A 24,180-nucleotide genomic window follows, 5' to 3' on the forward strand; every position below is an offset into this window, starting at 1 on the left:
CGACCCCGTCGCAAAAAGGAGCCGACATGCCGCGAACGCTCATAAGAAAAAACCCCAGCAACTTTAAAACACTGCCGCTGCACGTCGAAGCCACCCCTGAAGGCCTGAGCTATCAGAGCGTGGGCATGCCGCTCAACTTCGCCCAGACCCTGCAACGGCGCAAGCCGGTGGAGGTGGCAGACTCGGAACGTTTCGTGCTGGAACTGGCCAACCTCGGCGTGTCGGTACGCTTGACCCTGCACTGGCAAAACCGCGATTACTGGGTGCTGGTGCGCCAGCGTCGCCAGGACCGTGGTGATGTGGTGCTCAAGCTGATCTCCGGCTACGTCCCGGCCCACGAGCTGAATCTGCCACTGCACACCGCCATCCAGGAGATTGCTGAAGAGTGCCTGCTGGAAACACCCGAAGGCTGGCTCGGCGGGCGCTTCAATGACACCTGGCTGCCGGCGCCCTACTCCGCGGCGCTGCATTACCGCGAAGCGCTGCCGTTTCGCCTGAGCCCGCTATCCGGTGCGGCCCGCCCGGTGCGTTGCGCCACCACCCAGTTGATCGAACGACCACGGGCCTATGTGCATTTGCCCACGGCATCGCTGCAATTGATCTACGACCTTCGCCTGGAAGTGCCGAAGGAAGCCAAGTCGCTGAGCCTGTTCCATGTGGATGAGCGCCTGGAAGGCGACCAGTTGGTCGCGCGCCTGGACCGCAAGCGTCCGGACTTGTACCTGATGCCGCTAAAAGACGGCCAGCCCCTTCCCGAGTTGTACACCGTGAAGAAAGACCAACTGTACCCGGCCAGTACGCGGGGTTTGTACCTGGCGGAAAGCTTCGCCCAGCAGGAAGGCTGGCTGGTGCGGGAAGAGCGCATTCGCTGGAAGGATTGGCTGAGACAGCAAGGTCTGGCGGAGCCGGAGAAGGAGTCGAAGTTGAAGGGATTGGCGCGGCGCGTGTTGCGCAAGATCGTGCCGAAGAAAAAGGCCAAGGGCTAAACTGCAATCTAATGTGGGAGAGGGATTGCCACTCCCACATTAGATTGGGGTTAGCCGTTAAGCAGTCGTTCCAGGCCGACTTTCAGCGGGGTAGGTTCCGGCAACGTGAAACTCGCCAACAACCGCTGGTTGTTCGCCCGTGAATGCCGAATATCCCCCGACCGCGCCGGCCCGTAAGTCACGGATGGCAAGGAGCCCACCGCTTCTTCCAGCGCCTGCAGCACTTGCTTGAGCGTAGTGGTACGGTTCCAGCCCACGTTGATCGCCCCCAAAGGAGCCTGCGGCGCTTCGATCGCCTGCACCAACACGTCAACCAGGTCTTCCACGTACATAAAGTCGCGGGTTTGCTCGCCATCGCCAAACACGGCAATCGGCAAACCCTGCTGTGCACGTTCGCTGAAGATACTGATCACGCCGGAGTATGGCGACGACGGGTCCTGGCGCGGCCCGAAGATATTGAAGAAGCGGAAAATCACCGGCTCCAGACCATGCTGGCGGCGATAGAAATCAAAGTAGTGCTCGCCGGCCAGCTTATCGGACGCATAGGGCGTCAACGGCGCCTTGGTAGTCTCTTCGTCAATCGAAGCACCTTCGCCGTTGTTGCCATACACCGCTGCGCTGGATGCAAAGACCACGCGCTTGACGCCTGCCTTGCGCATGGCTTCGCAGACATTCAGGGTACCGACGAAATTGCTCTGGTGCGTGCTGACTGGATCATCCACCGAGGCCTGCACGGACGCGACCGCCGCCAGGTGCACCACCGCCGTTGCGCCAACAGCGGCACGCGCCACCAGCCCGGCATCGGCGACATCACCTTCGAGCAGCTCGACAAGCGGGTTGTGCAACGGCAGGTTGCTGCGTTTGCCTGTGGACAAGTTGTCCAGCACACGCACCGCGTAGCCCTTAGCTAGCAAGGCATCCACGAGGTGCGAGCCAATAAAGCCCGCGCCACCGGTGATCAGAACCAACGGATCAGCCTTACTCATTATTGCGGATCTTCTCGACAATCGCCGTGGTCGAGCTGTTCTCAACCAGACCCAACACTTTGACCTTGCCGCCGTAGGCGCTGACGATATCTGCACCGACCACCTGGTCGACGGAATAGTCGCCGCCCTTGACCAGAACGTCCGGCTTGACCTGAGCCAGCAGATTTTCCGGGGTCGCTTCAGGGAAACTGATCACCCAGTCCACTGCTCCCAACCCAGCCAGCACGGCCATGCGCCGGTCGACGCTGTTGATTGGACGGCCAGGGCCTTTCAGGCGGCTGACCGAAGCGTCGTCGTTGACCGCAACGATCAGGCGATCGCCTTGGGCGCGCGCCTGCTCCAGGTAAGTCACGTGGCCGGCGTGCAGGATGTCGAAGCAGCCGTTGGTGAACACAATGCTTTCGTTATGCGCGCGAGCGTCGTCAATCGCCAGCAGCAATTGCTCGATGGTCAGCACACCGCGCTCCGAGCCTTCGGAGCGTTGGATGGCGCGGCGCAGCTCAGGTGCGCTGATGGCAGCGGTACCCAGTTTGCCGACCACGATGCCCGCCGCCAGATTGGCCAGGGCCACGGCGTGAGGCAGCTCTTCGCCGGCCGCGATGGAAGCGGCCAGGGTAGAAATCACGGTGTCTCCGGCGCCAGTGACGTCGAACACTTCACGGGCCCGCGCCGGCAGGTGCATCGGCGGGTGGCCTGGACGCAGCAGGGTCATGCCGTGCTCTCCACGGGTCACCAGCAAGGCACCGAGGTCGAGATCGGCCATGAGTGCCGCGCCTTTGGTCACCAGTTCGTGCTCATCGGCACAACCGCCGACGATGGCTTCGAACTCGCTGAGGTTCGGCGTGATCAGGCTGGCGCCCCGATAAATCGAGAAGTCCTTGCCCTTGGGATCGGCCAACACCGGGATGCCCTTGGCCTTGGCGGCCTGGATCAGCACTTGGTGATTCTTCAATGCGCCTTTGCCGTAGTCGGACAGCACCAGCACCTTGATGCCTTCGAGCAACTCGTCGACCTGCCCACTGAGGGCCAAGGCGTCGGTGGCGAAGGGTTCTTCGAAATCGATACGCAGCAACTGCTGGTGCCGGCTCATGACCCGCAGCTTGACGATGGTCGGCTGGTGGGCAATGCGCTGGAACAGCGCACGCACACCAGCACCGCGCAGGCTGTTGGCCAGGCTGTCGGCGGCTTCGTCGTCGCCGGTCACACCCACCAGGGAGGCCGGGGCGCCGAGGGCGGCAATATTGAGGGCAACGTTGGCAGCGCCACCCGGACGGTCTTCGATTTGCTCGACCTTGACTACCGGTACCGGCGCCTCAGGGGAAATCCGTGAGGTACCGCCATGCCAGTAACGGTCGAGCATGACATCGCCGACCACCAAGACAGGGGCTTGATCGAATCGCGGCATGGACAACTTCATGGAGCAACCCACATACAAAATGAACAGGGGCGCGATATTAGCACAGGGTGAGCGCTGCCTAGTTCGAGAGCTTTATCCGCAATGCGCCATGCGCCAAAACTGGTTATTTTTTAAACAAAACCGCCAAGATATGCTCAACGGCATCGGCCAGCTCGACCTCATCGGTATTGATCTCACAGTCAGCCGCGCTCGGCGCTTCATAGGGGCTGTCCAAACCGGTGAACGCTTTGATACGCCCATCCAACGCCGCTCGGTACAAGCCCTTGGGGTCACGCCGAGCACACACGTCGAACGGCGTGCTAACGTAAACCTCAAAGAATTGCCCCGGCCCGAACAGCGCCTTGGCGGTTGCTCGGTCGACGCTGAACGGCGAGATCGCTGACACAATCACAATCAATCCCGCATCGACCATCAACCGCGCTACTTCGCCAATGCGCCGGATATTTTCCTTGCGCGCCGCATCGCTCATGCCCAAGTCATTGCACAACCCCGTGCGCAAATTATCGCCATCGAGCACAAAGGTGTGCCGGCCCTGCTCGTTGAGTTGCACCTCAAGGGCATTGGCCAGGGTCGACTTGCCGGAACCGGACAACCCCGTCAACCACAGGCAGCACGGCTGTTGATGCTTGAGCGCCGCCCGTGCCGCCGCCGACAACGACAGGGCAAAGGGACGAATGGCAGCGGACCCACTGGCAAGCGACTGGTTATTCATAACCCAACACCTCGTAATCACGCTGATAGGCGCGCCTGACCAAACGGCGCGTACGCACCGAGCAGAACGCCCTGACCGGCTCGCTGCGCCGCCCCAGTGAAACATTCAGATGTGGCATAGATGAGGTCACGCCGAGGCGCTCGCACAGGTGCTGGAAATCTTGTTCCAGCGATTCCTGACGGCCGAGAAAATCCATAGCCATCCCGCCCAGGTGATCAACCAGAAAGTCGGTCTGGGGCGCGAAATGCAGTTGGCGGCGCAGGTTGTCCGGGTGCAGCCAGCCGGCCACAAATTGGTCGAAGTCACGGTAGCTGCTGACCAGTGCCTGGGCTTGCACGTCGCGGGCACCCATGTGGTTGCCGCGCAAGTACGTGTAGGCCGAGTAAGCCCGCTCCAGCGGGTCACGCACAAAGGCAAACTTGAAACTGCGCTGGCAGTGTTCGGGAAACTGCTGCTGATACCAGTAATACGGCAGATGCCCCGGCCAGCGGCCATCAAGAAGCGCCGAGCACACGCTGCTGCCGGCGCATTTTGGCACATGGATAAACACGCACTTGTGTCGCTCGAACGCGGGATTAAGGGTGGTCACCCCAGACAGGGATTTGTTCACCGCCTGACGGTCAACCACCGACAAACGCCCCAGCAGAAACACCCTCTGGTGCTTGGGAAGCATTTTCCAGAACAGACGTTGCAACATTCCATTACCCACGCAAGAAGGTTAGCCCTCTCGTTCGTCATTCGAATCGAGAAGGCCAACATAACAAACGATAGGCAACGAATTATTTGGCTTTGGTCAAGCCCTGTAAGGAACTCGATACAAACAACGGGGCGCATTGCGCGCCCCGTCGGATCAGGTGATGTTGTTCGCGACCGGCTCGTCCAGCCCCATCGCATGCAACCGCGAGTAGTAGCCGCCTTTGGCGAGCAGTTCGACATGCGTACCACGCTCGACAATTTCACCGTGGTCCATCACCAGAATCAGGTCGGCTTTCTCGATAGTGGACAAACGGTGCGCGATCACCAGGGTGGTGCGACCTTTCATGACCTTATCCAACGCAGCTTGAATGTGCCGCTCGGACTCGGTATCCAGCGCCGATGTCGCCTCATCCAAGATCAGCAGCGGGGCATTTTTCAGCAGGGCCCGGGCGATTGCCAGACGCTGGCGCTGACCACCGGAGAGCAGCACGCCGTTTTCACCGACCTCGGTGTCCAGGCCTTTTGGCAGCTCCGAGATGAAGTCCATGGCGTAGGCATCCGCCGCAGCTTTCTCGATGTCGGCACGCGGCGCGTCGGCCAGGTCGCCATAGGCGATGTTGTTGGCCACGGTGTCGTTGAACAGAGTCACGTGCTGGGTAACCTGGGCTACATGCCGGCGCAGGTTGCGCAGGCGGTAGTCTTCAATCTCGACCTCGTCCAGCAGGATTTCCCCGGTTTCATGATGGTAGAAACGCGGGATCAGGCTGGCCAGGGTCGACTTGCCGCTGCCTGAGCGGCCAACCAGAGCGATCATCTGCCCAGGGGCTGCGCTGAAGCTGATGTTCTTGAGCACCTCGCGTTCAGTACCTGGGTAAGTGAAGCTCAGGTTGCGCACGTCCAGGCGACCGCTGACGCGATCACGCTCCACGGTACCGCCGTCGACTTCAGGCACTTCATCCAGCTGTTCGAAGATGCTCTCGGCACCCGCCACGCCTTTCTGGATCGTCGAGCTGACTTCCGACAACTGGCGGATCGGCTTGGGCAGCAGGCCCGCCGCGGTGATGTAGGCAACCAGATCGCCTGCCGTGGCGTCACCGCGCAACAGCAGTACCAGGAACATCAACACGGCCATCGCTGTGTAGATCACCAGCTGCAGCATCGGCGTATAGACCGCACCGGTCTTGTTCATGCGCAATTGCTTGTCGGTGTTGCCCTGGCTGGCGGCGGCAAAGCGACGCTGTTCATAGTCTTCGCCACCGAAGCTGCGCACCACACGGTAGCCCTGGATGGTCTCGGAGGCGACGTGGGTCACGTCACCCATCGCCACCTGGATCTTCTTGCTCTGCTTGCGGAATTTCTTGCTGGTGCTGCCGACCATGATTGCGATCAGCGGTAGGATCGCCAGCATCACCAGGGTCAGTTTCCAGTTCATCCACAGCAGGTAACCGAACAGGAACACCACCGTCAGGCCTTCGCGGATCACGACCTTGATCGCATCCGTGGCAGCGCCGGTGACCATGGTCACGTTGAAGGTGATGCGTGAGATCAGGTGCCCCGAGTTATGGGTATCGAAGTAGCGGTTAGGCAGCACCAATAGCTTGTTGAACAGCTGGACCCGCAGGTCATGCACCAGCCCCAAGGAAACCTTGGCCAGGTAGTAGTTGCCCAGGAAAGACCCGAGGCCTTGCCACGCGGCGATCAGGATGATCAGCAGCGGCACGGCCATCAGCAACTTCAGGTCCTTGAAAAACGGAACCTTGGGCAGGAACACCACATCGGGATTGCTCAAGCCATCCACGAAGTACTTGAGAATCCCGGCGAGCATTGGCTGGGTCGAAGCAAAGATCACGAAGCCCACGATACTCAGCAGGAACATGCCGAGGTACGGTTTCACATAGCCCAGCAGCCGGAAATAAATTTTCAGGCTGGATTCCTGGTCCGCTTTGGGCGGTGCGTCACTCATGTGTCGAGCTCACTGATTGGGTAGGACGCGAACTTTATCACACACGTCGGGTTTGGCCCGCGCCCAGACCAAAACACTGGCCAGCGCAACCGGCAACCAGGTGATGAACCACTCGGCCCGAGGAGTGCCTGTGAGGCTTGCCGCATCGAATTGCATCGCCAGGGACGAGAACACCCACATGCCGATAATGCCCTTGCCGTAAGGGGTGTCGCGCATTTTCAAGGCTTGCCACAGCACGCCGAACCATACCGCCGACCACAGGATCAGGCCTGGCAGGCCCAACTCGATGGTCACATGGGTGAAGAGGTTGTGGGAGTGATCGAAACGGTAGTCCCCCCAGAACAGGTTGTAATCACCACCCAGGCCCAGGCCCGTCCAGGGACGCTCGCTAATCATCTGCATCGCTGCCATAAAAATCTGCGGCCGGAAGGACGCGCCACGGGATAGCATCAACGACTGCATCGACAGGAATACCAGCACTGCCGCCACCACTGACGCAATGGCAATCAGGGTGCTGCGCCGGTCTCGGCACCACAGCGGCATGGCCACCACACTCAAAAACAGGGCCAATGCGGCGCCGCGGCTTTGGCTGGCTACTACAAACAGGCCGAGCAAGCCGATCGCCGCCATGCAGGCCACTTGCATCCAGCGCTCACGCGGCATCCAGTGCAGCAACCACACGGCAGCCAGACCAATCACATACGCGCCCAGGATCGGGTGAGACAACTGACCCAGCCCTTCAAGACGCGCGTACCAAACGTTCCCTTCCATGCCATAGAACTTGATCATGGCCAGCAGCGACGACAAGGCAAGACCAAAGCCTCCCCACTGCATCAAACGAATCACGCGCTGGGGCTGTGCTTCGGCGAGTATCGGAAAGAACAACAGGAACACGCCGATATAGAGCAGGCGCTTGGCCTCGCGGGAGCCGTCTTCGGCATTGGTCCACCACAGGCTGATCAAGCCCCATGCCGCCAGCGCGGCGAGTGCCAGACAGATCCAGCGCTGAGCGCGCCAGACTTGTTTGAGTTGCTCACGGGCAGACCAGGCAAACACCAGCGCCGGCAGCCACAGAAAGAGCGCCAGCCCCTGTTGATAAACTTTGTTGGTCGGCGCGAACGCTATCGCCAGCAAAAACCACAACAACCCAAAACACATCCATCCGCGCGCCCAACGACCTGCTTGCATCACCCGCTCCTAATACGGCCAACCTGCCAACCTGGCATGGTTAAAACTAAAAACTTTCGGCATCATTGCCGACCACTGTGCCCGTGACTCCAACAAGGCTTTCCGACGATGCAATGTTCAAGGCTCCCCCAAACCACGCTAAACACGATGATTGAAGGCGCCAGAATCCTGGAAAAGGACAGCTACGGGCCCAAAGTCTACCTGCTGACGGACGGGAACATTCTTAAACTGTTTCGTCGTAAACGTTTTTTTTCGTCGGCACTGTTGCGCCCCTACTCCAAGCGCTTCATCGATAACGCGGTCAAGCTGCAAGAACGCGGTATTCCAACCCTGACCGTCCTTGAGTACTTCCAACTGGACGCTGCAGGCATGACCGCTGTGCTGTATAGCCCGCTGCCGGGCGAGACACTGCGCCAGATTGCCAACAAAGAAGGCTTTGACTGGGAGCAGAACCTGGACCCGCTGGTGGCGCTGATTCGCCGCTTGCACACTGCCGGCATCTACTTTCGCTCCCTGCACCTGGGCAATATCGTCGTCACGCCGGACAACCAGATGGGCCTGATCGACGTAGCAGACATGCGCTTCCTGCGCGCGCCGTTGAGCCCGGCACTGGCGCGGCGCAACCTGCAGCATTTCGCCCGCTATATTGCGCGCGAGAAGCTGAACGAACGCTTTCCAATGCAGGCACTGGAGCAAGCGCTGCTAGGTGCATGAGAACAGACGCCGGGTGGTTTCACTGAATTCATTCCAGGCTTGCTCCGGCGCCAACGCCCGCAACTGAGCCTCGACAACCTCCTCACCCGAACTCGCGAACGCGCGGGTCAGGAGCTCGCCCCAAAACGCGGCATTGTCTGCCGGGGCGTACCAACCGGCATCCCCCAGTTGCTCGCGGAACACTGCCAGTTCACTGGTCAGTACGGGCACGCCGACCATCACCGCCTCTTGCAGAATCAACCCCAGGCCTTCTTCCGTCGAAGGGATGGCAACCCAGTCAAACGCCCGGTAAAGGCTGGCCGCATCAGGCAGATGCCCAGGCAGCGACACTTGGTCCTGCAAGCCAAGCGCTGCGATACGTGCCTCAAGCCCGGGCCTCGCTGGCCCTTCGCCGAGGATCACCAGGCGCGCATCGGGCTGATCAGCCGCCGCACGGGCAAAGGCCTCCAACAAACAGGCAAACCCCTTGCCGTCTACCAGTCGACCAACCGCACCCACTACGGGAGTGGCAGACAACGGCAAGCCCAGACGGGATCGCGCCTGCTCACGGGAAAGCGCCGCAGCGCGAAAAGCGGCCGGGTCAAAGGCGCTGCGCAGCACCGTCACTGGCCGTTGCAGAGAACGCTCCAGCGAGTGTGCAAGGGTTTTCGAGACGGCCGTCAGCGTCAGTTGGGACGCCGGGAATTGATCGAACAACTGTTGATCAGCACGCCGCAAGCGCGTGGCACCATGAAAAATCACCACCGCACGCACGTTTGGCAAACGCTTGAGCACGGGCAAAAGCACCCGCGCAACACCGACCCCATCAAGAAGCACAACCTGTACATCCTCAGGCAGGGCCTTCTGGAAGCGTGCACGCATCAAGGGCATCAACCATTTCCAGAGGTGCCGCCCCTTGAGCCTGGCGGAAGAGAGGTTCCACTCCACGGCCTGTTCAACCAGGCCGTCACTCGAATCAGCACTGCCTTGAAGCAACCAGGTGTGAATCGGTACGCCGCTGTCGGCGCGGGACAGTATCTGCCGATGAACCTTCTGCACCGAAGCAAATGCAGAACCACCGGCCCACATGATGTTGAGAATACTCATCGCAAAACCTTATGAGGCGTTGTTGTCGCGTGTTGGAATTACCAGGGAATCGCCCACCCGATAACCAGCCCCAGGCTCAGCATGACTGCCAGCTTCACCCGCTCTCTGCGCTTACGCCGTGCTTTGGTCGCGCGCTCTTCTGATGTCGACACATGCAAGCCAAAGCCAGTGTGCAACACCGCATCGCCTTCCAGGGTAACGGCAGGCAGATTCAACTGGGCGTACCGCTTGGAAAGCCCCTTCTCACCCTCGAACCCGGCGTAAGGTGCGCACAACCAGTATTCCTTGATACGCCGCAGGCCGGGGTTGAGAGAAAACCCCTGCCATTCAGGTTTCTCAGACAACAACGGATAACACGGTACGCCACCAATCACCTCGCGTGGCCCACGGTGGATATAGGGGCTGTGCACCTGCAAATCGTAGACAAAGTTACGCAACCAGACTTGCAGGATATCGGGACGCTGCTCCAGCACCACCTTGGAATCTTCGACAAACCCAGGCCGGTAAAACGCCCAGTCATCTTCGCAATGGAAGATGTAGGGGGTTTTGACCGATCCATAGGCCAGGTCGATGGAAGCCAGTTGCCCAAGCTTCGGACGGTTGATCAAAAAAGTGCAATGACTGTGCCAGTGCTCGGGAATCGCGAGACGTACCGCTTCAACGCCAGAGTCTTCAGTAATGAAGACTTCGCGTATGTCTGCGGTATTGAACAGGTCGAAGCTCTCAAGCGTACGCTTCAACAAATCGAAGCGGCCGCAACTGGTCACGACGAGGGTTATGTCGCTCTGATCGGAGAATTGCATTCAAGTCTCGATAGGTTGTTTAGCCATCATTGGCTGCCATGCGTCCGATGTCACACGCCCAGTTTCAGGCGCAGCGTTTCCAGCAAACTCAGTGGAGCACGCGGCCGCAACGGCGGCTTCAGGGCTTCGACAATACGCTGCCCGATGCGCGCAAAGCTGAACTGGCTGACGGCGAGGTCTTGCCCGTTGCGCGCAATCTCTGCAGCCAGTTGCGGGTTGGCGCGCAGTTGCGAGAGCTTTTGCTGCAACTGTGGAATGTCCTTGTAGAACACCACATTGACCATGTCCTTGAAGCCAAGGGCCTCGTTCTCCGCAGCCCCTTGGTCAAACGCCAGCAGCACACACCCGCAGGCCATGGCTTCGAAGTTCTTGATCATGTACTCGCCCATGCCCACGTCGGCGCTGACGAAAAAGCGAATCCGGTTGAGGGTCGCGCAGTACTCCTCACCCGACTTGGTGCGCGTGACCACCAAAGGCTCAACCCGTGCCAACTCATCGAGCAGCGCTTTGCGTCCGCTATAGGCCACGCTGTTGGTGCTGCCGACAAATGCCAGCTCGATGTCGCGCTCAAGCCCCTGGGGCTGCAACAGCGCCTGGTCGTAACCCTTGGGCACAAACACCGCATCAAAGCCTTCGGCACGCAGGCGCTCGGTCACCATGTGGCCCGAGCTGATCACCCGTGCCCACGGCAAACGACGGTAGTGGGCACTGAATTTACCGGTGTACTTGCAGGGAATGTAGTTCTGGTAGGCATCGTGTTCGAGGATCACCAGATTCGGGATCGTACGGATGAACCCGGCCTGGCGGATTTCCTGCTTGAAGCGCAGGAAGAACACGATGCGGTCATAGCGCGTCACGTCGACTTCGCGCTTGAAGTAACCGCGCAGGTTGCGCTGCTCATCACTGCTCAGCCAGCGGGTATCACACTCGCAGTGCTCGGCAATGCCTTCGTACAAGCGATCCAGAATCGCACGCTGCTCTTTCTGCACCAGAAATAAAACTTTCATGACTTTCCCTTTCACAAATGCCTTCACAAACGCCAGAACAACTCATGCCGTCGTACGGCCTTGCGGAAAAATTCGTTCTCACCATAAGGCGACCGCGCCCGGCCCGCCAACACCCGCTGCAGCCAGCGGCGCATACGCCGCTTGAACGGCGGAGCGGGCTGCAGGTCATGCATCATGCCCAGCGCCATGGCTTTGTCACGCTGCTGCGCCAACGACAGTGGCAGGCTGCACGGGCGTAGCTCAAGCGTATCGTCGAACAGCGGCGGCAAGGCAATACCGGCGCCCGCGTCACCCATGGGCCAGCGGTCGTTGTCATGCAGATGGTTGGCGTAACCCAGTACGACGGTCGGCTGCCATTCCAACCCTTGCAACGCCTCGACCACCGCTTGCTGCGCGCAGATATGGTCTGGGTGAGGGTCGAGCAATGGATGCGGCAATACGATCACTTCGGGACGTGCCGTCAGCAGCAACTGGCGCAGATCGGCCAGCAGGTTGTTCCAGGTCGGCAGGCCGTCAACATCCGCCGGCAACGGGAACGGATTGAACTGGCGAAACAGGCGGATATCCGACAGCTCAGCTTCGCGCGAGGCCACTGGCTGATCAGGCGTTGCGCGCATCGCCGGCAGTTGCAGGCAGAAGTAGCCCAACTGCACGCAATGCGCCTGCGGCACACCGGCCCAAAGCGGCACGGCAATGCTGTCCCAGGCGCGCAGGCGGCCCTTGGTACGCGAGGCTTCGACCGGGTCCAGACCCATTTGCTGATAATGCTCGGCTTCGATTTCACCGGCGGTGAGGGTCACGATCCACGGTTTTTCAGCCCGGCTGTATAAGCCAAAAGCGGCCAGCTCGGCGTCGTCGGCATGGGGCGCGATGACCATCACCCGCTGTTTTGAATACTCCGGATTACCCCAGGCCCACAACCGGGGCGCGCCGTGCAACGTGCAAAAGCGACCGCGCAAACGCAGCTCGCCCGCCGCCAGGGCGGGCGCCAGACCGCTGAGATTGAGATAACGAATGCCGTTCACACCGCGCTCGAAAGCCTGGCGATCAGTGCTGTCACCGCCTGTAATCTCAACGGCCGGATCCAGAAAGCGACCTAACCAACCGCTCTTGATCTTGATGGCCAATACCAAGGTCGCATCGGCTTGCAGGGGTGAATCAACCCGCAGCTGCCCGCCTTCGAAGCGAACCCCAGCCACTTCGGCTTCCGCCGAAAAACGGTATTGATAGTCTTCGCCGGGGGCATAAAACAAATGGTCGGCAAACCACGCCTCATGGGCGATCCAGGCCAGCACTCCGAGTACCAGCGGCAGCCACCAGGCAACCCAGACACCGATCACCACCAGCAGCAACAGGCCGATCAATACGGCGACACGTTTGTTGCGCCGATGGCGCTTGAGCAATTGTTGTTTGCGGCTCATACGGTCAGCACCGGCACGGGGTTGCACCAACGGTCCTTGTACTCACGGTCGGCACGCCCGAAGGAAAAGCGCAGCGGCTTGCCGACTTCACGCGCCTGTTCCCAAGCGCTTTGGGTGTTGAGGAAACTCAGGACGCTGCCCGGGCTGAACGCGCGGGTTTCAGGGTCGACACCGCCGTTGACGTACTCCACGCTGATCCACTCGGGCGATTCGACCCGGTACACCAACTGGACAGCGATGGGCGCATCGTTGAGAAAAATAACCGAGCCGATCAGCCACTCGCGCAACAGCTCGATCACTTCAGCCATACGCTCGGCGCCCGTGGCGACAAATCCCCAGCGGCGCAGGAACAGATCGCAGTAGATCGCGGCCAATTCCTGACTGGAAAACTCACTGACAGGGCGCACGACACCGCCTGCCTCTTCAAGCAAACGCAGTTCGCGGCGCTGGTTATAGCGGAATTTCTTCGACAGTTCTTCCGGGGTGCGGGCCATGGCCAGTTGCTCGGCCTGGGGCTTGAGGCCGCTGAAACGGCCTTCGTTCAGGACCGACAGGTAGCGTGCGCGGTGGCGCAACGGCGCCTGGGTGTTCGCGGCGGCCGGCAGGATCAACTCGGCGTTACCCAAGTCAAACAGGCCTTTCTTGCCCTTTTGTTTGAGTACGTCCTTGGACAACGCAAGGTCGCGGCCCCAGGTGGCGATGCACGCCTGCAGTTCACCGCCCTGCTCCCAGGCCAGGTAACGCACCGGGATATCGGCCAACCCGGCCAGACGTTCGATCACTTGAGGATGGGTCGCGACACTGCCGCCAAAACGTTGCCAGGCGTCGTTGTACGCACGCGCGTCGACGACGGACCAGCCGCGCTCGCGCCAGCCTTGAAATCGATTGAGCATCAAGCCCCCGCGGTCAGTTCAATAACGTGCGGCAGTTGCCAGAAGGTATCGCGTACCGCCTGATCCGAGAAACGCGTATGCAGGCGTTCCAGCATCATCTCGGCACACTGCCGTTGCTGGTGCTGATCCATCCCGGCCAGGTGCCGCAGCCCCTGCGCGAGATGTTCGGCGTCGCCGAAGGGAAACAGAATACCGACGCCTTCGACCACTTCCTTCGCGCCGCCACAGGCCGTGGCCAGCAACGGTACGCCGGCCGCCATGGCCTCAAGCAGCACCATGCCGAACGGTTCGTGATCGGAGCTCAGGGCAAACACATCGAATGCGCGGAAATACCGACGCGCATCCGGCACCTGGCCGAGGAACAGCACCTTGTCGGCAATCCCCAGCTCACGAGCCTGATCCTTGAGCGCTTGTTCAAGGCGCCCGGTGCCAAGGATCGCCAAGCGACTCTCGGCCGGTAAGTGCGGCAATGCCAGAGCAAAGCCCTTGAGCAGCGTGGCCTGGTCTTTATCCGGGTGCAGGCGGCCGACATTGCCGACCACCCACTCATCCGGCGACAGGCCCAAGGCATCGCGCGCCTCATCCACAGGCACCTGGATGGCCTGCAACGCGTCGACATCAATGCGGTTATACAACGTCTGGATGCGCGCAGCGGGCCAGGCCGGCAGGCAGCGGCGCATGTCATCACGCACAGCGTCGGAAACCCCCAGCAAGCTCAGGCGCTTGCGAAAGATCCCGGCAAACAGCTTACGGCTGCCGCGCAGGTAATCACCGAACGCGTGATGCACGCCGATGACCGGCAACCGCGTGCCAAGCAAGGCGATATAGATCGGCTTGAACCGGTGGGCGATACAAAAGCTGAAATTGCGCGACGCGGCGATCTTGCGCAGTTCACGGATGGCACCCAGCTTCAAGCCACGAATGGCTTTGGAGCTGAACTCCATGAACAACACTTCATCGGACGCACACCCGGCCGCTACAGCAGGGTCAGCGACCCCGGTGAGAAACACCGTGGTCACTTTGTAGCCAGAGCCTGCGAACAGACTCGCGTACTGCCGTGCGCAGTCCAGGAACGGCCCGTCATAGCCATGGCAGAACTGCAGGACGTGGCGGTCAGCCGAGCGCGTCATAAGGGTCCACGCCGTCTTTGACGACCAGGATGTCTTCCATGATCAGGTACTGCAGGTCGGAGCCGAAGAACATGTCCAGCGCGTCTTTCGGCGAGCAGATCATTGCTTCGCCACGACGGTTGAGCGAGGTGTTCAGGGACACGCCGTTGCCGGTCAGCACTTCGAGCTCTTTCATCATGTCGTAGTAGCGCGGGTTGTATTCGCGCTTGAGCACCTGGGCGCGGGAGGTGCCATCTTCATGGACCACTTCCGGTACGCGGGTCTTCCATTCTTCCGACACTTCAAAGGTGAAGGTCATGAACGGCGCCGGGTGATCGACCTTGATCATCTGTGGGGCCACGGTGTCGAGCATCGACGGGCAGAAAGGCCTCCAGCGCTCGCGGAACTTGATCTGGTGGTTGATGCGGTCAGCCACGCCGGTCGCGCTTGGGCAACCGATGATCGAACGACCACCCAACGCACGCGGGCCAAACTCCATGCGGCCCTGGAACCAGGCCACGGGGTTGCCATCGACCATGATCTTGGCAATGCGCTTGGGCATGTTTTCGATTTTGCGCCACACCGGTTTGCTCTCGTGCTTGGCGCACGCAGCAATCACCTCTTCGTTGCTGTAGGACGGGCCGAGGTAGACGTGCTCCATCTTCTCCACCGGCACACCACGGGCGTGAGACACATAGGCCGCCGCGCCAACCGCAGTGCCGGCATCGCCGGACGCAGGCTGCACGAACAGCTCTTTCACGTCGTCGCGGGCAATGATCTTCTGGTTCAGCTTGACGTTCAGTGCACAGCCGCCGGCGAAGGCCAGCTTGCCGGTGTCCTTGAGGATGTCGCCCAGATAGTGGTCGATCATCTGCAAGGCCAGTTTCTCGAACAGCGCTTGCATGCTCGCGGCGTAGTGGATGTAAGGCTCGTCGGCGATGTCGCCTTCGCGCTTCGGACCCAGCCACTCGATCAGTTTTGGCGAGAAGTAGAAGCCCTTGCCCTTCTCTTTATACCGGCGCAGGCCGATGACGTTGGCGTAGTCGGTGTTGATCACCAGCTCGCCGTTCTCAAAGGAGGCCAGGCGCGAGAAGTCGTACTTGCTGGCGTCGCCGTACGGCGCCATGCCCATGACCTTGAACTCGCCGTCGAGCATCTCGAAACCGAGAAACTCGGTGATCGCGCCGTACAGGCCGCCGAGGGAGTCCGGATCGTAGAACTCCTTGATCTTGTGGATCTTGCCGTTTTCGCCGTAGCCGAAGAACGTGGTGGCGTACTCACCCTTGCCGTCGATCCCGAGGATCGCGGTCTTCTCCTGGAAGCCGGAGCAGTGGTAGGCGCTGGAAGCGTGGGCCAGGTGGTGTTCAACCGGTTCGATCTTGATTTTCTTCGGATCGAAGCCCAGTTGCTCCAGGCACCAGACGATCTTGTTGCGATAGCGTTTGTAGCGACGGTTGCCCATCAGGATCGCGTCGAGGGCGCGGTCCGGGGCGTACCAGTAACGCTTGGCGTAGTGCCAACGTGCCTCGCCGAACAGGCTGATCGGGGCGAACGGGATCGCTACAACGTCAACGTCGGAAGGCTTGATACCGGCCTGTTCCAAGCAGAACTTCGCCGATTCGTAGGGCATGCGGTTCTTTGCATGTTTGTCGCGTACGAAACGCTCTTCTTCGGCGGCCGCGATCAGCTTGCCGTCGATATACAAGGCTGCGGAAGGATCATGGCTAAGGGCGCCGGACAGGCCAAGAATCGTCAATGCCACTGGGGTCTAGCCTCTTTTAGTCTGCATGCAGGCGGGTTGCGCCTGAAAAAAGTGTGCTTCCCACCTGGGCAGGAAACAGCTAAAGGGCGGGATTATAGCTTAAAAATGATGGGAAACTGCTAGCCGCAAGGGGTTAGCGAAGCTCAACACTCCCGTCAGCACGTTGCCGGTAGATCGTGTAGGGCAGGATGAGCGTATCGAGAACACCGGATACCGGCACATCGAGAACAGCCCAGGGAATTCCGTTCAGCGAAAGCCCATCTGCAGAATTCGCCGGCCCATGCAGCACGCACAAGTCATACGCCACGCCGCTGTAGACACGCGGAACAGACTGACAATAGGTTTTTTTCCCCTTGAGCTCCCGCACGGTGACGTCATCACCACGAAACACCGTGGTGACCGTTCCGCAGCCGCCCATGATTAACGTCATGCCCACCAACACCAACAACCGCACGATAGGGGTCCGCATATCTAATTCTTCTTTTAAATTCAGGGAGCGAGAAGCTAGCACTGCGAAACCCGCGGCTCAGGCATCCGGAACCGACGCCTAGCGTAGGACGCTTCCGGTTCTGACCAGTTGCAACGAATTCGGCAAAACAAGGGTTGAATCGTTAAACTCGCACTTTTTACGCCTACGCCAATCACTCGCGTTGCGCCATAGACCCGGCCTCATCATGACCCCAATTATCCCCACTCGCCTTGCTGTTCTGCTGCTAGGCCTGTGCACCACCGCCCTGGCCGACGATGCGCCCCTGGTCCTCGATCCCAGCGTGGTCACCGGCTCGCGCAGCGCCAGCCCGACGTTCGACCTGCCGTATTCGGTGGACAGTGTCAGCCGCGAACAGATCAGCGACGGCCAATTGGGTATCAACGCCTCCGAAGCCCTGTCCCGCGTGCCCGGCCTGGTGGTGCAGAACCGCCAAAACTACGCCCAGGACCTGCAGATTTCCTCACGCGGCTTTGGCGCCCGGTCGGCCTTTGGCGTACGCGGCATCAAGTTGATCGCCGACGGCATCCCCGCCAGCACCCCGGATGGCCAGGGCCAAGCGGCCACATTCAACCTCGACACCGCCGAACGCATCGAAGTGCTGCGCGGACCGGCCGCCACCTTGTACGGCAGCAACGCCGGCGGCGTGATCCAGATGTTCTCCCGCGACGGCGAAGGCCCGCCACGTATCGGCGCCGAAACCCTGATCGGCAGCGACGGCCTGAACAAAAACCACCTGAGCGCCGAAGGCGCGACCAACGGCGCAGGTTTTGTGCTCGACGCCTCGCGCATGGACACCAACGGCTACCGCGACCACAGCAGCGCACGCCGGGACCAGACCTTTGCCAAGCTTAATGTCCAGCCCGATGACGACAGCAAACTGGCGCTGATCTACAGCAGCCTGGAACAGAACGGCACTCAGGACCCGCTGGGGCAAACGTGGGAAGCGTACAAAGCGGACCCGCGCTCGGTGAGCATTAACGCGCTGACGTACAACACGCGCAAAAGCATCGATCACCAGCAATTGGGGATGAATTACGAGCGCTACATCGGCGATGCGACGTTGCAGGTAAATGCCTATACGGGGCGTAGGAGTGTGATTCAGTACTTGTCGATTCCAGGCACTATCCCCGCGGGCAAACGCGGCGGCGTAGTAGCGTTCGACCGCAAGTTCTACGGCGGCTCTGTCCACTGGCTGCAACCTATCAACAGCGCGCCCGGCGACCTGACCCTGATCGCCGGCCTGGACTACGATCGCAGCCAGGATGATCGCCAAGGTTATTCCAACACCGCCAACGGGGTGCAAGGCGTCAAAGGCGCCTTGGGCCGCGATGAAACCGACACCGCCACCAGCCTCGACCCGTTCGTGCAAGCCAACTGGTTGCTGGGCGACTGGACCCTGCAAGCCGGCCTGCGTCACAACACTATGAAAATGGACGTGGACGACCGCTTCGTCAGCGGTACCGACGGCGACGACAGCGGCAGCAAGACCTACCAGAAGAACACCCCATCGGTCAGCGTGATGTACGCTTTCACGCCTGACCTGCACGGCTATGTGAGCGCGGGCAAAGGATTTGAAACGCCGACACAAGCCGAGTCGGCCTACTCCAGCAGCTCAAACGGTTTCAACTTCGCGCTCAAACCGTCGGTCAGCACGCAGTACGAAGTCGGTTTGAAAGCACGACTTGGCCAAGACACACGCATCAACGCTGCCGTCTTCCAGATCACGACCGAAGATGAACTGGTGATACAGCAATCCGTTGGAGGGCGTTCCACCTATCAAAACGCCGGCCGCACCCTACGCCGCGGCTTCGAACTGGGCCTCGAAAGCCAACTCGCAGAACACTGGACCACCAGCCTCGCCTATACCCGCCTGCAAGCCACCTACGACAGCGACTTCGTCAGCGGCACCAGTACCGCCGTCGATAAGGGCAACTACCTCCCTGGCGTACCGCAAACCACGCTGTTCGCCGAACTCAACTGGAAACCCCGCGACTGGGTGAGCACCGCCATCGAGGGCATGTACCGCAGCAAGGTCTACGTCGAAGACACCAACAGCCAGCACGCCGCGCCGGGCTACAGCGTGTTCAACTGGCGCGCGCGCTTCGAACAGAAAGTCGAGCACTGGACCTTCCACCAGACCCTGCGCCTGGACAACCTGCTGGACCGCCAGTACGTCGGCTCAGTCATCGTCGGCGACAGCAACGGTCGCTACTACGAAGCGGCACCGGGCCGCTCGTGGTACGCCGGCGCAGGTGCCGAGTACCAGTTCTGATCAGCGGGATTCCAGCAACCGGCGACTGGCAAAGCTGAACGCCAGCACCACAAAAATCAGCACGCCGGTCGCCACTTGCTGCCAGTAGAAATTCCAGCCGATCAGCAGCAAGCCGTTAGCGATCACGTTGATAAACAACACCCCCAGCAGGGTTCCGGGAACATTCGCCCGCCCCTGCCGGCTCAAGGTGGTGCCGATAAAGACCGCGCCGATGGCATTGAGCAAAAACGCATTGCCCGACAGCGGCACATAGGCGCTGACCGTCGAACTGAGCAACACCCCCGCCACGCCACAGGCCAAGGCAGTCGCCAAGGCCACGACGGTGACGATTCGCTGCACCGATAAGCCTGAGTAATACGCCAGCAGCGGCTGGGTGCCCTGGGCCAGGAGTTCGCGGCCCAGGCGTCCGCGCGCCAATACCAGGCCATAGAACAACGCCAGTCCCAGCACGATCAGCAAAGGCGTAAGGCCGGTCAGTTCAGGCTTCACACCCTGGCTGATGTAGATAGGCTGGCCGCCGTCCGAGAGCAATTGCTGGGCACTGGTGCCGATAAACAGCGTGCCCAAGGTGGCAAGGAATGGACTGATCCGCAGGCCGGCGATCAACCCGGCATTCACCACACCGACCAACAGGGCCGCGACCAACGCCCCGGTCGCGGCAACTGCCCAGCCATGCCCACCATTGAGCAACACCACAAAACTGAAACTGGCGAAATCCAGTGCCGTGCCCACTGACAGGTCGATGCCACCCGCCGCCACGGCGTATGTCATGCCGATGGCGACAATCGCCAGCAGCACGAAGTTATTCAGCACCAGGCTTTTGAGGTTGCCGCCACTCAGGAAGCCCGGCGCCTGCAAGGCAAACACCAACACGATCACCCCAAACACCAGCGGCAACGTCAACGGCAGTAAGACGCGTGGGTTCATGAGCCGGCTCCCCGATTCAATGCGCTGGACGCGGCCACCACCAGCAGGATCAGCACGCCCTGCACACCGTTGACCCAGAAATTCGACAGGTTGAGCAGCTGAAATCCATTGATCAGAAAACCGATCAGCAACGCCGCCAACAACGTCCCAGGAATACTTGCCACCAGCCGCCGCGAAAACACCACGCCCAGAAAGGCAATCGCCACCACCGACAGCAACATGTCACCGGAGCCCGTGGTGCTGCCGCTGAAAAACGCTGCCGAACATAACGCCGCCACACCAGCGCACAGGCCAGACAGCGCGTAACTCGACACCCCATAAGCCCGTACGCGAATGCCCGCTGCTTGCGCCGCCTGGGGATATTCACCCACCGCATGCAGGCGCAGGCCGTAGGCCGAATGCTGGACCAACAGGGTCAGCAACCCGGCCGTCAGCAGCAACACCCAGGCCAGTGCCGGCACCGCCAGCCAACTGCCGCCGCTGAGCACGTCCAGCAACGGCGAGTCGGTGGAAACCACGGTATTTTCCGTCAGCACCAATTCCAGTCCCGCCAGCACATTCATGCTCGCCAGTGTGGCCAACAGCGGCGGCAAGCGCAGCAACACCACGGCCAAGCCGTTGACCAGACCGACTGCCAGGCCGCAGCCCAAGGTCAGCAGCAGGGTGAGCCAAAGCTCCAGCCCGGCATTGTTAAGGCGGCTGAACACGGCCGCGCACAACCCCAGATTGGCCGCCAGCGACAGGTCGAGCCCACCGGCCAGCACATTCGAGCCGCCGCCGATAATCACGCAGGTCAACCCGAAGGCCAGCACGCCGAGAATCGCTGATTGGCTGAACACATTGGCCACGTTGCCCAGCGACAGAAACCCCGGCGCCGCCAGGGCAAACCCCAGCAAAATTGCCAGGAATACGCCCACCGAACCCCGTCTCAGTAGTACCTCAAGCATGCTCGACCTCCCGCACCGGCACAGCAGCAGCGGGCACGGCGCCTGTAGCACAGGCGAGCAACTGATCGCTGTCAGCCTCCCCCGCACGAAATTCACCCGCAATCTCGCCGCGATGCAGCACCAGAATTCGATCACTGATCCCCAGCAACTCCTGCAAATCCGATGACAGCACCAACACCGCTGCGCCCTCCTCTACCAGGCGCCCAATCAGGCGATAGATTTCCACCTTGGCGCCCACGTCCACGCCCACACAGGGCTCATCCAGCAGGTACACCGCCGAGCGGCGGCTGAGCCATTTACCCAGGGCGACTTTCTGCTGATTACCCCCACTCAGTTGGCTAACGGCGGCGTGAGGCCCAGGCGTCTTGATCGCCAGTTCTTCAATCAACCGCGCGGCTTCCATCTGCTCGCTGCGCCGGCTCAGCAAGCCCCAGCGGCTGAACCGCGAGAGCCCCGCCAGTGTCAGGTTTTCCAGCACCGACAACACCGGCGAGATGCCCTGACTGCGCCGTTCCTCGGGCACCAGCGCGATGCCGTCGGCAATCGCCTGGCCCGGTGAACGCAGGCGCAGCAAGCGCCCGTCCAGATGCACACTGCCGCTGTCGGCCCGCTCGACACCAAACAGCGTCTTGAACAATTCCTTCGCGCCGGAACCGACCAACCCGGTGAGGCCGACGATTTCTCCGCGGCGCACCTCCAGGTCAATTTGCCGATAACGCCGTGCCAGACTCAGCCCGCGCACCTGCAACAGCGGCGCCCCCAACTCGACCTTGGCCTTGGGGTACATCTCCTGCACGTCGCGGTTGACCATCAGCCGTGCAATCTCTGCGCTCGACGTGTGCCGTGGCTGCACCACCGCCACATCCCGACCGTTGCGCAGCACCGTGACGTCATCGCACAGGCTGTCGATTTCCTGCAGGTAGTGGGAGATGTAGAGGATCGACAGCCCCTGGTCGCGCAGGCGCTTGACGATGCGCAGCAACTGGTCGACCTCGCGCTTGACCAGCGCCACGCTGGGCTCGTCGAACACCAGGATCTTCGGCTGGCGAATCAGCGCCCGGGTGATTTGCAGTACCTGGCGTTCGGCGCTGTTCAACTCGCCGACCAAGGCACCGGGCGGCAGTTGCAGGTCAAAGTATTCCGTCAGCAGGCGCTGCGCTTCACGCTGTTGCCGCCGCCGGTCCACAAACGGCCCCCGGCGCAACTCATGCCCAAAAAACAGCGCTTCGCCCACGGTAAAACTGGCGGGCAGCAGGCGTTCCTGATGGATGAACTGCACGCCCAATGCGTCCACTTGACGCGGCGACAGCGCTGCATAGGCCTGGCCGTCGATACTCACCTGCCCGGCGTCGGCCGTGTGGATACCAGCGAGTATCTTGATCAACGTCGACTTGCCCGCGCCGTTCTCGCCCACCAGCCCATGGATGCTGCCACGCTCGACCTTAAGGCTCGCATCATCCAGCGCCTGGGTGGCGCCAAAGCGCTTGCGCAGGTGTTGCAGGTGCAATGCCGCCATCAGTCACCCCGCAGCTGTTGAACCTGTGCCAGGTTGCCGGCGGTGGTCAGCAAGGTGGCGACATGGGTTTCCTTGGGCAGGTCACGTTGCCCGGCCAGGTAGCGCGCCACGTTTTGCACCGCCGTCTTGCCGATCAGCGCCGGTTGCTGCGCGACCACCGCGCCCACCGGCGAGTTCGCCTGACCGAGCAGCGCCAGCACTTCGGGGGTGCCATCGACGCCGTAGGTCTTGATCTCGGTGCGCTTGGCATCGATCAACGCTTTGCTCGCGCCCAACTGCGGAATGTCCCAGGCCGACCAGATCGCCGACACGCTGCCCGCCGGGTACTTGTTGAGCAACGCCGACACTTGGGAGTAGGCGTCCTGCACGGTATTGGGGATCACATCGCGCAGCTCGGGCTGGATGATTTCCAGCTGCGGATAATCCTTGAGCGCCAGCTTCAACTGGTCATAACGAATCGCACACACCGGCACACCGTAGAAGCCGTTGAACACCAGAATCTTGCCCTTGCCGCCAGCGTCCTTGATCAGTTGATCGGCCAGGGCTTTGCCGGTGGCGACGTTGTCCGAAGTGGTGTTATTGAGGCTGTACTGCGACGGCGCATCGATGGTGAACAGCGGAATCCCGGCCTTGCTGATGCGCTTGAGCCACGGGTCGATCACGCTGAGGGTGCCGAGGGTCTGGATCACCGCGTCGGGCTTCTGGGTGACCACGGTTTGCAGTTGGGTCACCAGGTTCTTGTCATTGCGCCCGGCGTCGAGGGTGATCGGCGTACCACCCAGGCGCTTGATCTCATCCACCTGGGCCTGGAACGCCTTGATATCAAAATAATGACTGGTGCCGGTCATGCTCACCGCAATGCGCTTACCGGCCAGGGACGGCACGGCATCATCGCCTTCGGCAGCGTGGACGACGGCAGCGTGGCCCAGCAGCACAGCAACGCCGAGGCAAATCAAACGGGTAAGCGAGGAAAGGCTGGAAGGCATACAAGACTCCGCGGGCGGCTGGTGAAAGGGTTCACCAGGAGACTTTGCAGAGGCCATGCCAGGTTTTTTATCTATAAAAATCAGTCGGATAGAAAATAATGAGTGCGTAAGCGCTGTCGTTCTTCACTCACAAATGCCCAAGCACTGTTGCTGACACAACACTTAAGAAGAGCACCATAACTGTGGTGAGCGGGCTTGCCCCGCGCGTGTAAGCGCTGTAGTTCTTCACTCACAAATGCCCTAGCACTTTTGCTGACACAACACTTAAGGAGAGCACCATAACTGTGGTGAGCGGGCTT

At 60.9% G+C, this 24,180-nt stretch carries 21 protein-coding genes; 3 read left to right on the top strand and 18 right to left on the bottom strand.

Going from position 1 to position 24,180, the window contains the following annotated elements; translation table 11 throughout:
• The first annotated feature begins 26 nt into the window (after positions 1 to 26).
• The gene (locus G9Q84_RS22235; RefSeq protein WP_032890421.1) at positions 27 to 986 is read left to right on the top strand and encodes a hypothetical protein; all 960 of its coding nucleotides are present in this window, start codon (positions 27 to 29) and stop codon (positions 984 to 986) included.
• Between the two features lie 50 nt (positions 987 to 1,036).
• On the opposite strand, the gene G9Q84_RS22240 is transcribed toward G9Q84_RS22235, so the two are convergent.
• From G9Q84_RS22240 to G9Q84_RS22265, 6 genes are all read right to left on the bottom strand, one after another.
• A complete protein-coding gene (locus G9Q84_RS22240) occupies positions 1,037 to 1,972 on the bottom strand; it encodes an NAD-dependent epimerase/dehydratase family protein (RefSeq protein ID WP_095186081.1) in 936 nt (311 codons plus the stop codon).
• Complete coding sequence (gene hldE / locus G9Q84_RS22245) at positions 1,965 to 3,389, bottom strand: bifunctional D-glycero-beta-D-manno-heptose-7-phosphate kinase/D-glycero-beta-D-manno-heptose 1-phosphate adenylyltransferase HldE (protein WP_032890418.1); 1,425 nt, start codon at positions 3,387 to 3,389, stop codon at positions 1,965 to 1,967. Before hldE ends, G9Q84_RS22240 begins: the two co-directional genes overlap by 8 nt.
• Positions 3,390 to 3,492: 103 nt before the next feature.
• A complete protein-coding gene (gene cysC / locus G9Q84_RS22250) occupies positions 3,493 to 4,101 on the bottom strand; it encodes an adenylyl-sulfate kinase (RefSeq protein WP_122753861.1) in 609 nt (202 codons plus the stop codon).
• Positions 4,094 to 4,798: a sulfotransferase family 2 domain-containing protein gene (locus G9Q84_RS22255; RefSeq protein ID WP_181644101.1), complete on the bottom strand. Its 705-nt coding sequence runs from the start codon at positions 4,796 to 4,798 to the stop codon at positions 4,094 to 4,096. Before G9Q84_RS22255 ends, cysC begins: the two co-directional genes overlap by 8 nt.
• A gap of 153 nt (positions 4,799 to 4,951) precedes the next feature.
• On the bottom strand, positions 4,952 to 6,760 hold the full coding sequence (msbA, locus tag G9Q84_RS22260) for a lipid A export permease/ATP-binding protein MsbA (RefSeq protein WP_032890412.1): 1,809 nt from the start codon (positions 6,758 to 6,760) through the stop codon (positions 4,952 to 4,954).
• Positions 6,761 to 6,769: 9 nt separating this feature from the next.
• A complete protein-coding gene (locus G9Q84_RS22265; RefSeq protein ID WP_122682092.1) occupies positions 6,770 to 7,948 on the bottom strand; it encodes an O-antigen ligase family protein in 1,179 nt (392 codons plus the stop codon).
• 147 nt (positions 7,949 to 8,095) lie between these two features.
• On the opposite strand from G9Q84_RS22265, the gene G9Q84_RS22270 reads away from it, so the two are divergent.
• Positions 8,096 to 8,662: a BUD32 family EKC/KEOPS complex subunit gene (locus tag G9Q84_RS22270; RefSeq protein WP_177326457.1), complete on the top strand. Its 567-nt coding sequence runs from the start codon at positions 8,096 to 8,098 to the stop codon at positions 8,660 to 8,662.
• Here G9Q84_RS22270 and G9Q84_RS22275 read toward each other — a convergent pair.
• The 8 genes from G9Q84_RS22275 to G9Q84_RS22310 all read right to left on the bottom strand — a co-directional run bounded on the left by G9Q84_RS22275 (position 8,651) and on the right by G9Q84_RS22310 (position 17,212).
• Positions 8,651 to 9,748, bottom strand: coding sequence for a glycosyltransferase (locus G9Q84_RS22275; protein ID WP_181644102.1), 1,098 nt, complete (start codon positions 9,746 to 9,748; stop codon positions 8,651 to 8,653). The two genes, G9Q84_RS22270 and G9Q84_RS22275, sit on opposite strands and share 12 nt — an antisense overlap.
• A 38-nt stretch (positions 9,749 to 9,786) precedes the next feature.
• Complete coding sequence (locus G9Q84_RS22280) at positions 9,787 to 10,551, bottom strand: glycosyltransferase family 2 protein (RefSeq protein ID WP_181644103.1); 765 nt, start codon at positions 10,549 to 10,551, stop codon at positions 9,787 to 9,789.
• 50 nt (positions 10,552 to 10,601) lie between these two features.
• A complete protein-coding gene (locus G9Q84_RS22285) occupies positions 10,602 to 11,558 on the bottom strand; it encodes a glycosyltransferase family protein (RefSeq protein WP_095186086.1) in 957 nt (318 codons plus the stop codon).
• Between the two features lie 23 nt (positions 11,559 to 11,581).
• Positions 11,582 to 12,979: a PIG-L deacetylase family protein gene (locus tag G9Q84_RS22290; protein ID WP_181644104.1), complete on the bottom strand. Its 1,398-nt coding sequence runs from the start codon at positions 12,977 to 12,979 to the stop codon at positions 11,582 to 11,584.
• Positions 12,976 to 13,872 carry an antimicrobial resistance protein Mig-14 gene (locus tag G9Q84_RS22295; protein ID WP_032890397.1) on the bottom strand — a complete coding sequence of 299 codons (897 nt, stop codon included), beginning with the start codon at positions 13,870 to 13,872 and terminating at the stop codon, positions 12,976 to 12,978. Before G9Q84_RS22295 ends, G9Q84_RS22290 begins: the two co-directional genes overlap by 4 nt.
• Positions 13,872 to 15,002: a glycosyltransferase gene (locus G9Q84_RS22300; RefSeq protein WP_181644105.1), complete on the bottom strand. Its 1,131-nt coding sequence runs from the start codon at positions 15,000 to 15,002 to the stop codon at positions 13,872 to 13,874. The genes G9Q84_RS22295 and G9Q84_RS22300 overlap by 1 nt, the downstream gene beginning before the upstream one ends.
• Positions 14,986 to 16,743: a carbamoyltransferase family protein gene (locus G9Q84_RS22305; protein ID WP_095186089.1), complete on the bottom strand. Its 1,758-nt coding sequence runs from the start codon at positions 16,741 to 16,743 to the stop codon at positions 14,986 to 14,988. The genes G9Q84_RS22300 and G9Q84_RS22305 overlap by 17 nt, the downstream gene beginning before the upstream one ends.
• A 133-nt stretch (positions 16,744 to 16,876) precedes the next feature.
• Complete coding sequence (locus tag G9Q84_RS22310; RefSeq protein WP_099602043.1) at positions 16,877 to 17,212, bottom strand: YceK/YidQ family lipoprotein; 336 nt, start codon at positions 17,210 to 17,212, stop codon at positions 16,877 to 16,879.
• Positions 17,213 to 17,417: 205 nt separating this feature from the next.
• On the opposite strand from G9Q84_RS22310, the gene G9Q84_RS22315 reads away from it, so the two are divergent.
• Positions 17,418 to 19,505 (top strand): TonB-dependent receptor family protein, encoded by a 2,088-nt coding sequence (locus G9Q84_RS22315; RefSeq protein ID WP_181644106.1) that lies wholly within the window; start codon positions 17,418 to 17,420, stop codon positions 19,503 to 19,505.
• Here the strand turns inward: G9Q84_RS22315 and G9Q84_RS22320 are convergent, their stop codons facing one another.
• The 4 genes from G9Q84_RS22320 to G9Q84_RS22335 are packed head-to-tail and all read right to left on the bottom strand — an operon-like array spanning position 19,506 to position 23,881.
• A complete protein-coding gene (locus tag G9Q84_RS22320; RefSeq protein WP_181644107.1) occupies positions 19,506 to 20,432 on the bottom strand; it encodes an ABC transporter permease in 927 nt (308 codons plus the stop codon).
• Entirely contained in the window at positions 20,429 to 21,379 is a 951-nt protein-coding gene (locus G9Q84_RS22325) for an ABC transporter permease (RefSeq protein WP_081797839.1), read from the bottom strand. The genes G9Q84_RS22320 and G9Q84_RS22325 overlap by 4 nt, the downstream gene beginning before the upstream one ends.
• Positions 21,372 to 22,895, bottom strand: coding sequence for a sugar ABC transporter ATP-binding protein (locus G9Q84_RS22330; protein ID WP_181644108.1), 1,524 nt, complete (start codon positions 22,893 to 22,895; stop codon positions 21,372 to 21,374). Before G9Q84_RS22330 ends, G9Q84_RS22325 begins: the two co-directional genes overlap by 8 nt.
• On the bottom strand, positions 22,895 to 23,881 hold the full coding sequence (locus G9Q84_RS22335) for a sugar ABC transporter substrate-binding protein (protein ID WP_032890384.1): 987 nt from the start codon (positions 23,879 to 23,881) through the stop codon (positions 22,895 to 22,897). Before G9Q84_RS22335 ends, G9Q84_RS22330 begins: the two co-directional genes overlap by 1 nt.
• Positions 23,882 to 24,180: the final 299 nt, after the last annotated feature.

Source organism: Pseudomonas sivasensis, from assembly GCF_013778505.1.
GTDB lineage: Bacteria > Pseudomonadota > Gammaproteobacteria > Pseudomonadales > Pseudomonadaceae > Aquipseudomonas > Aquipseudomonas sivasensis.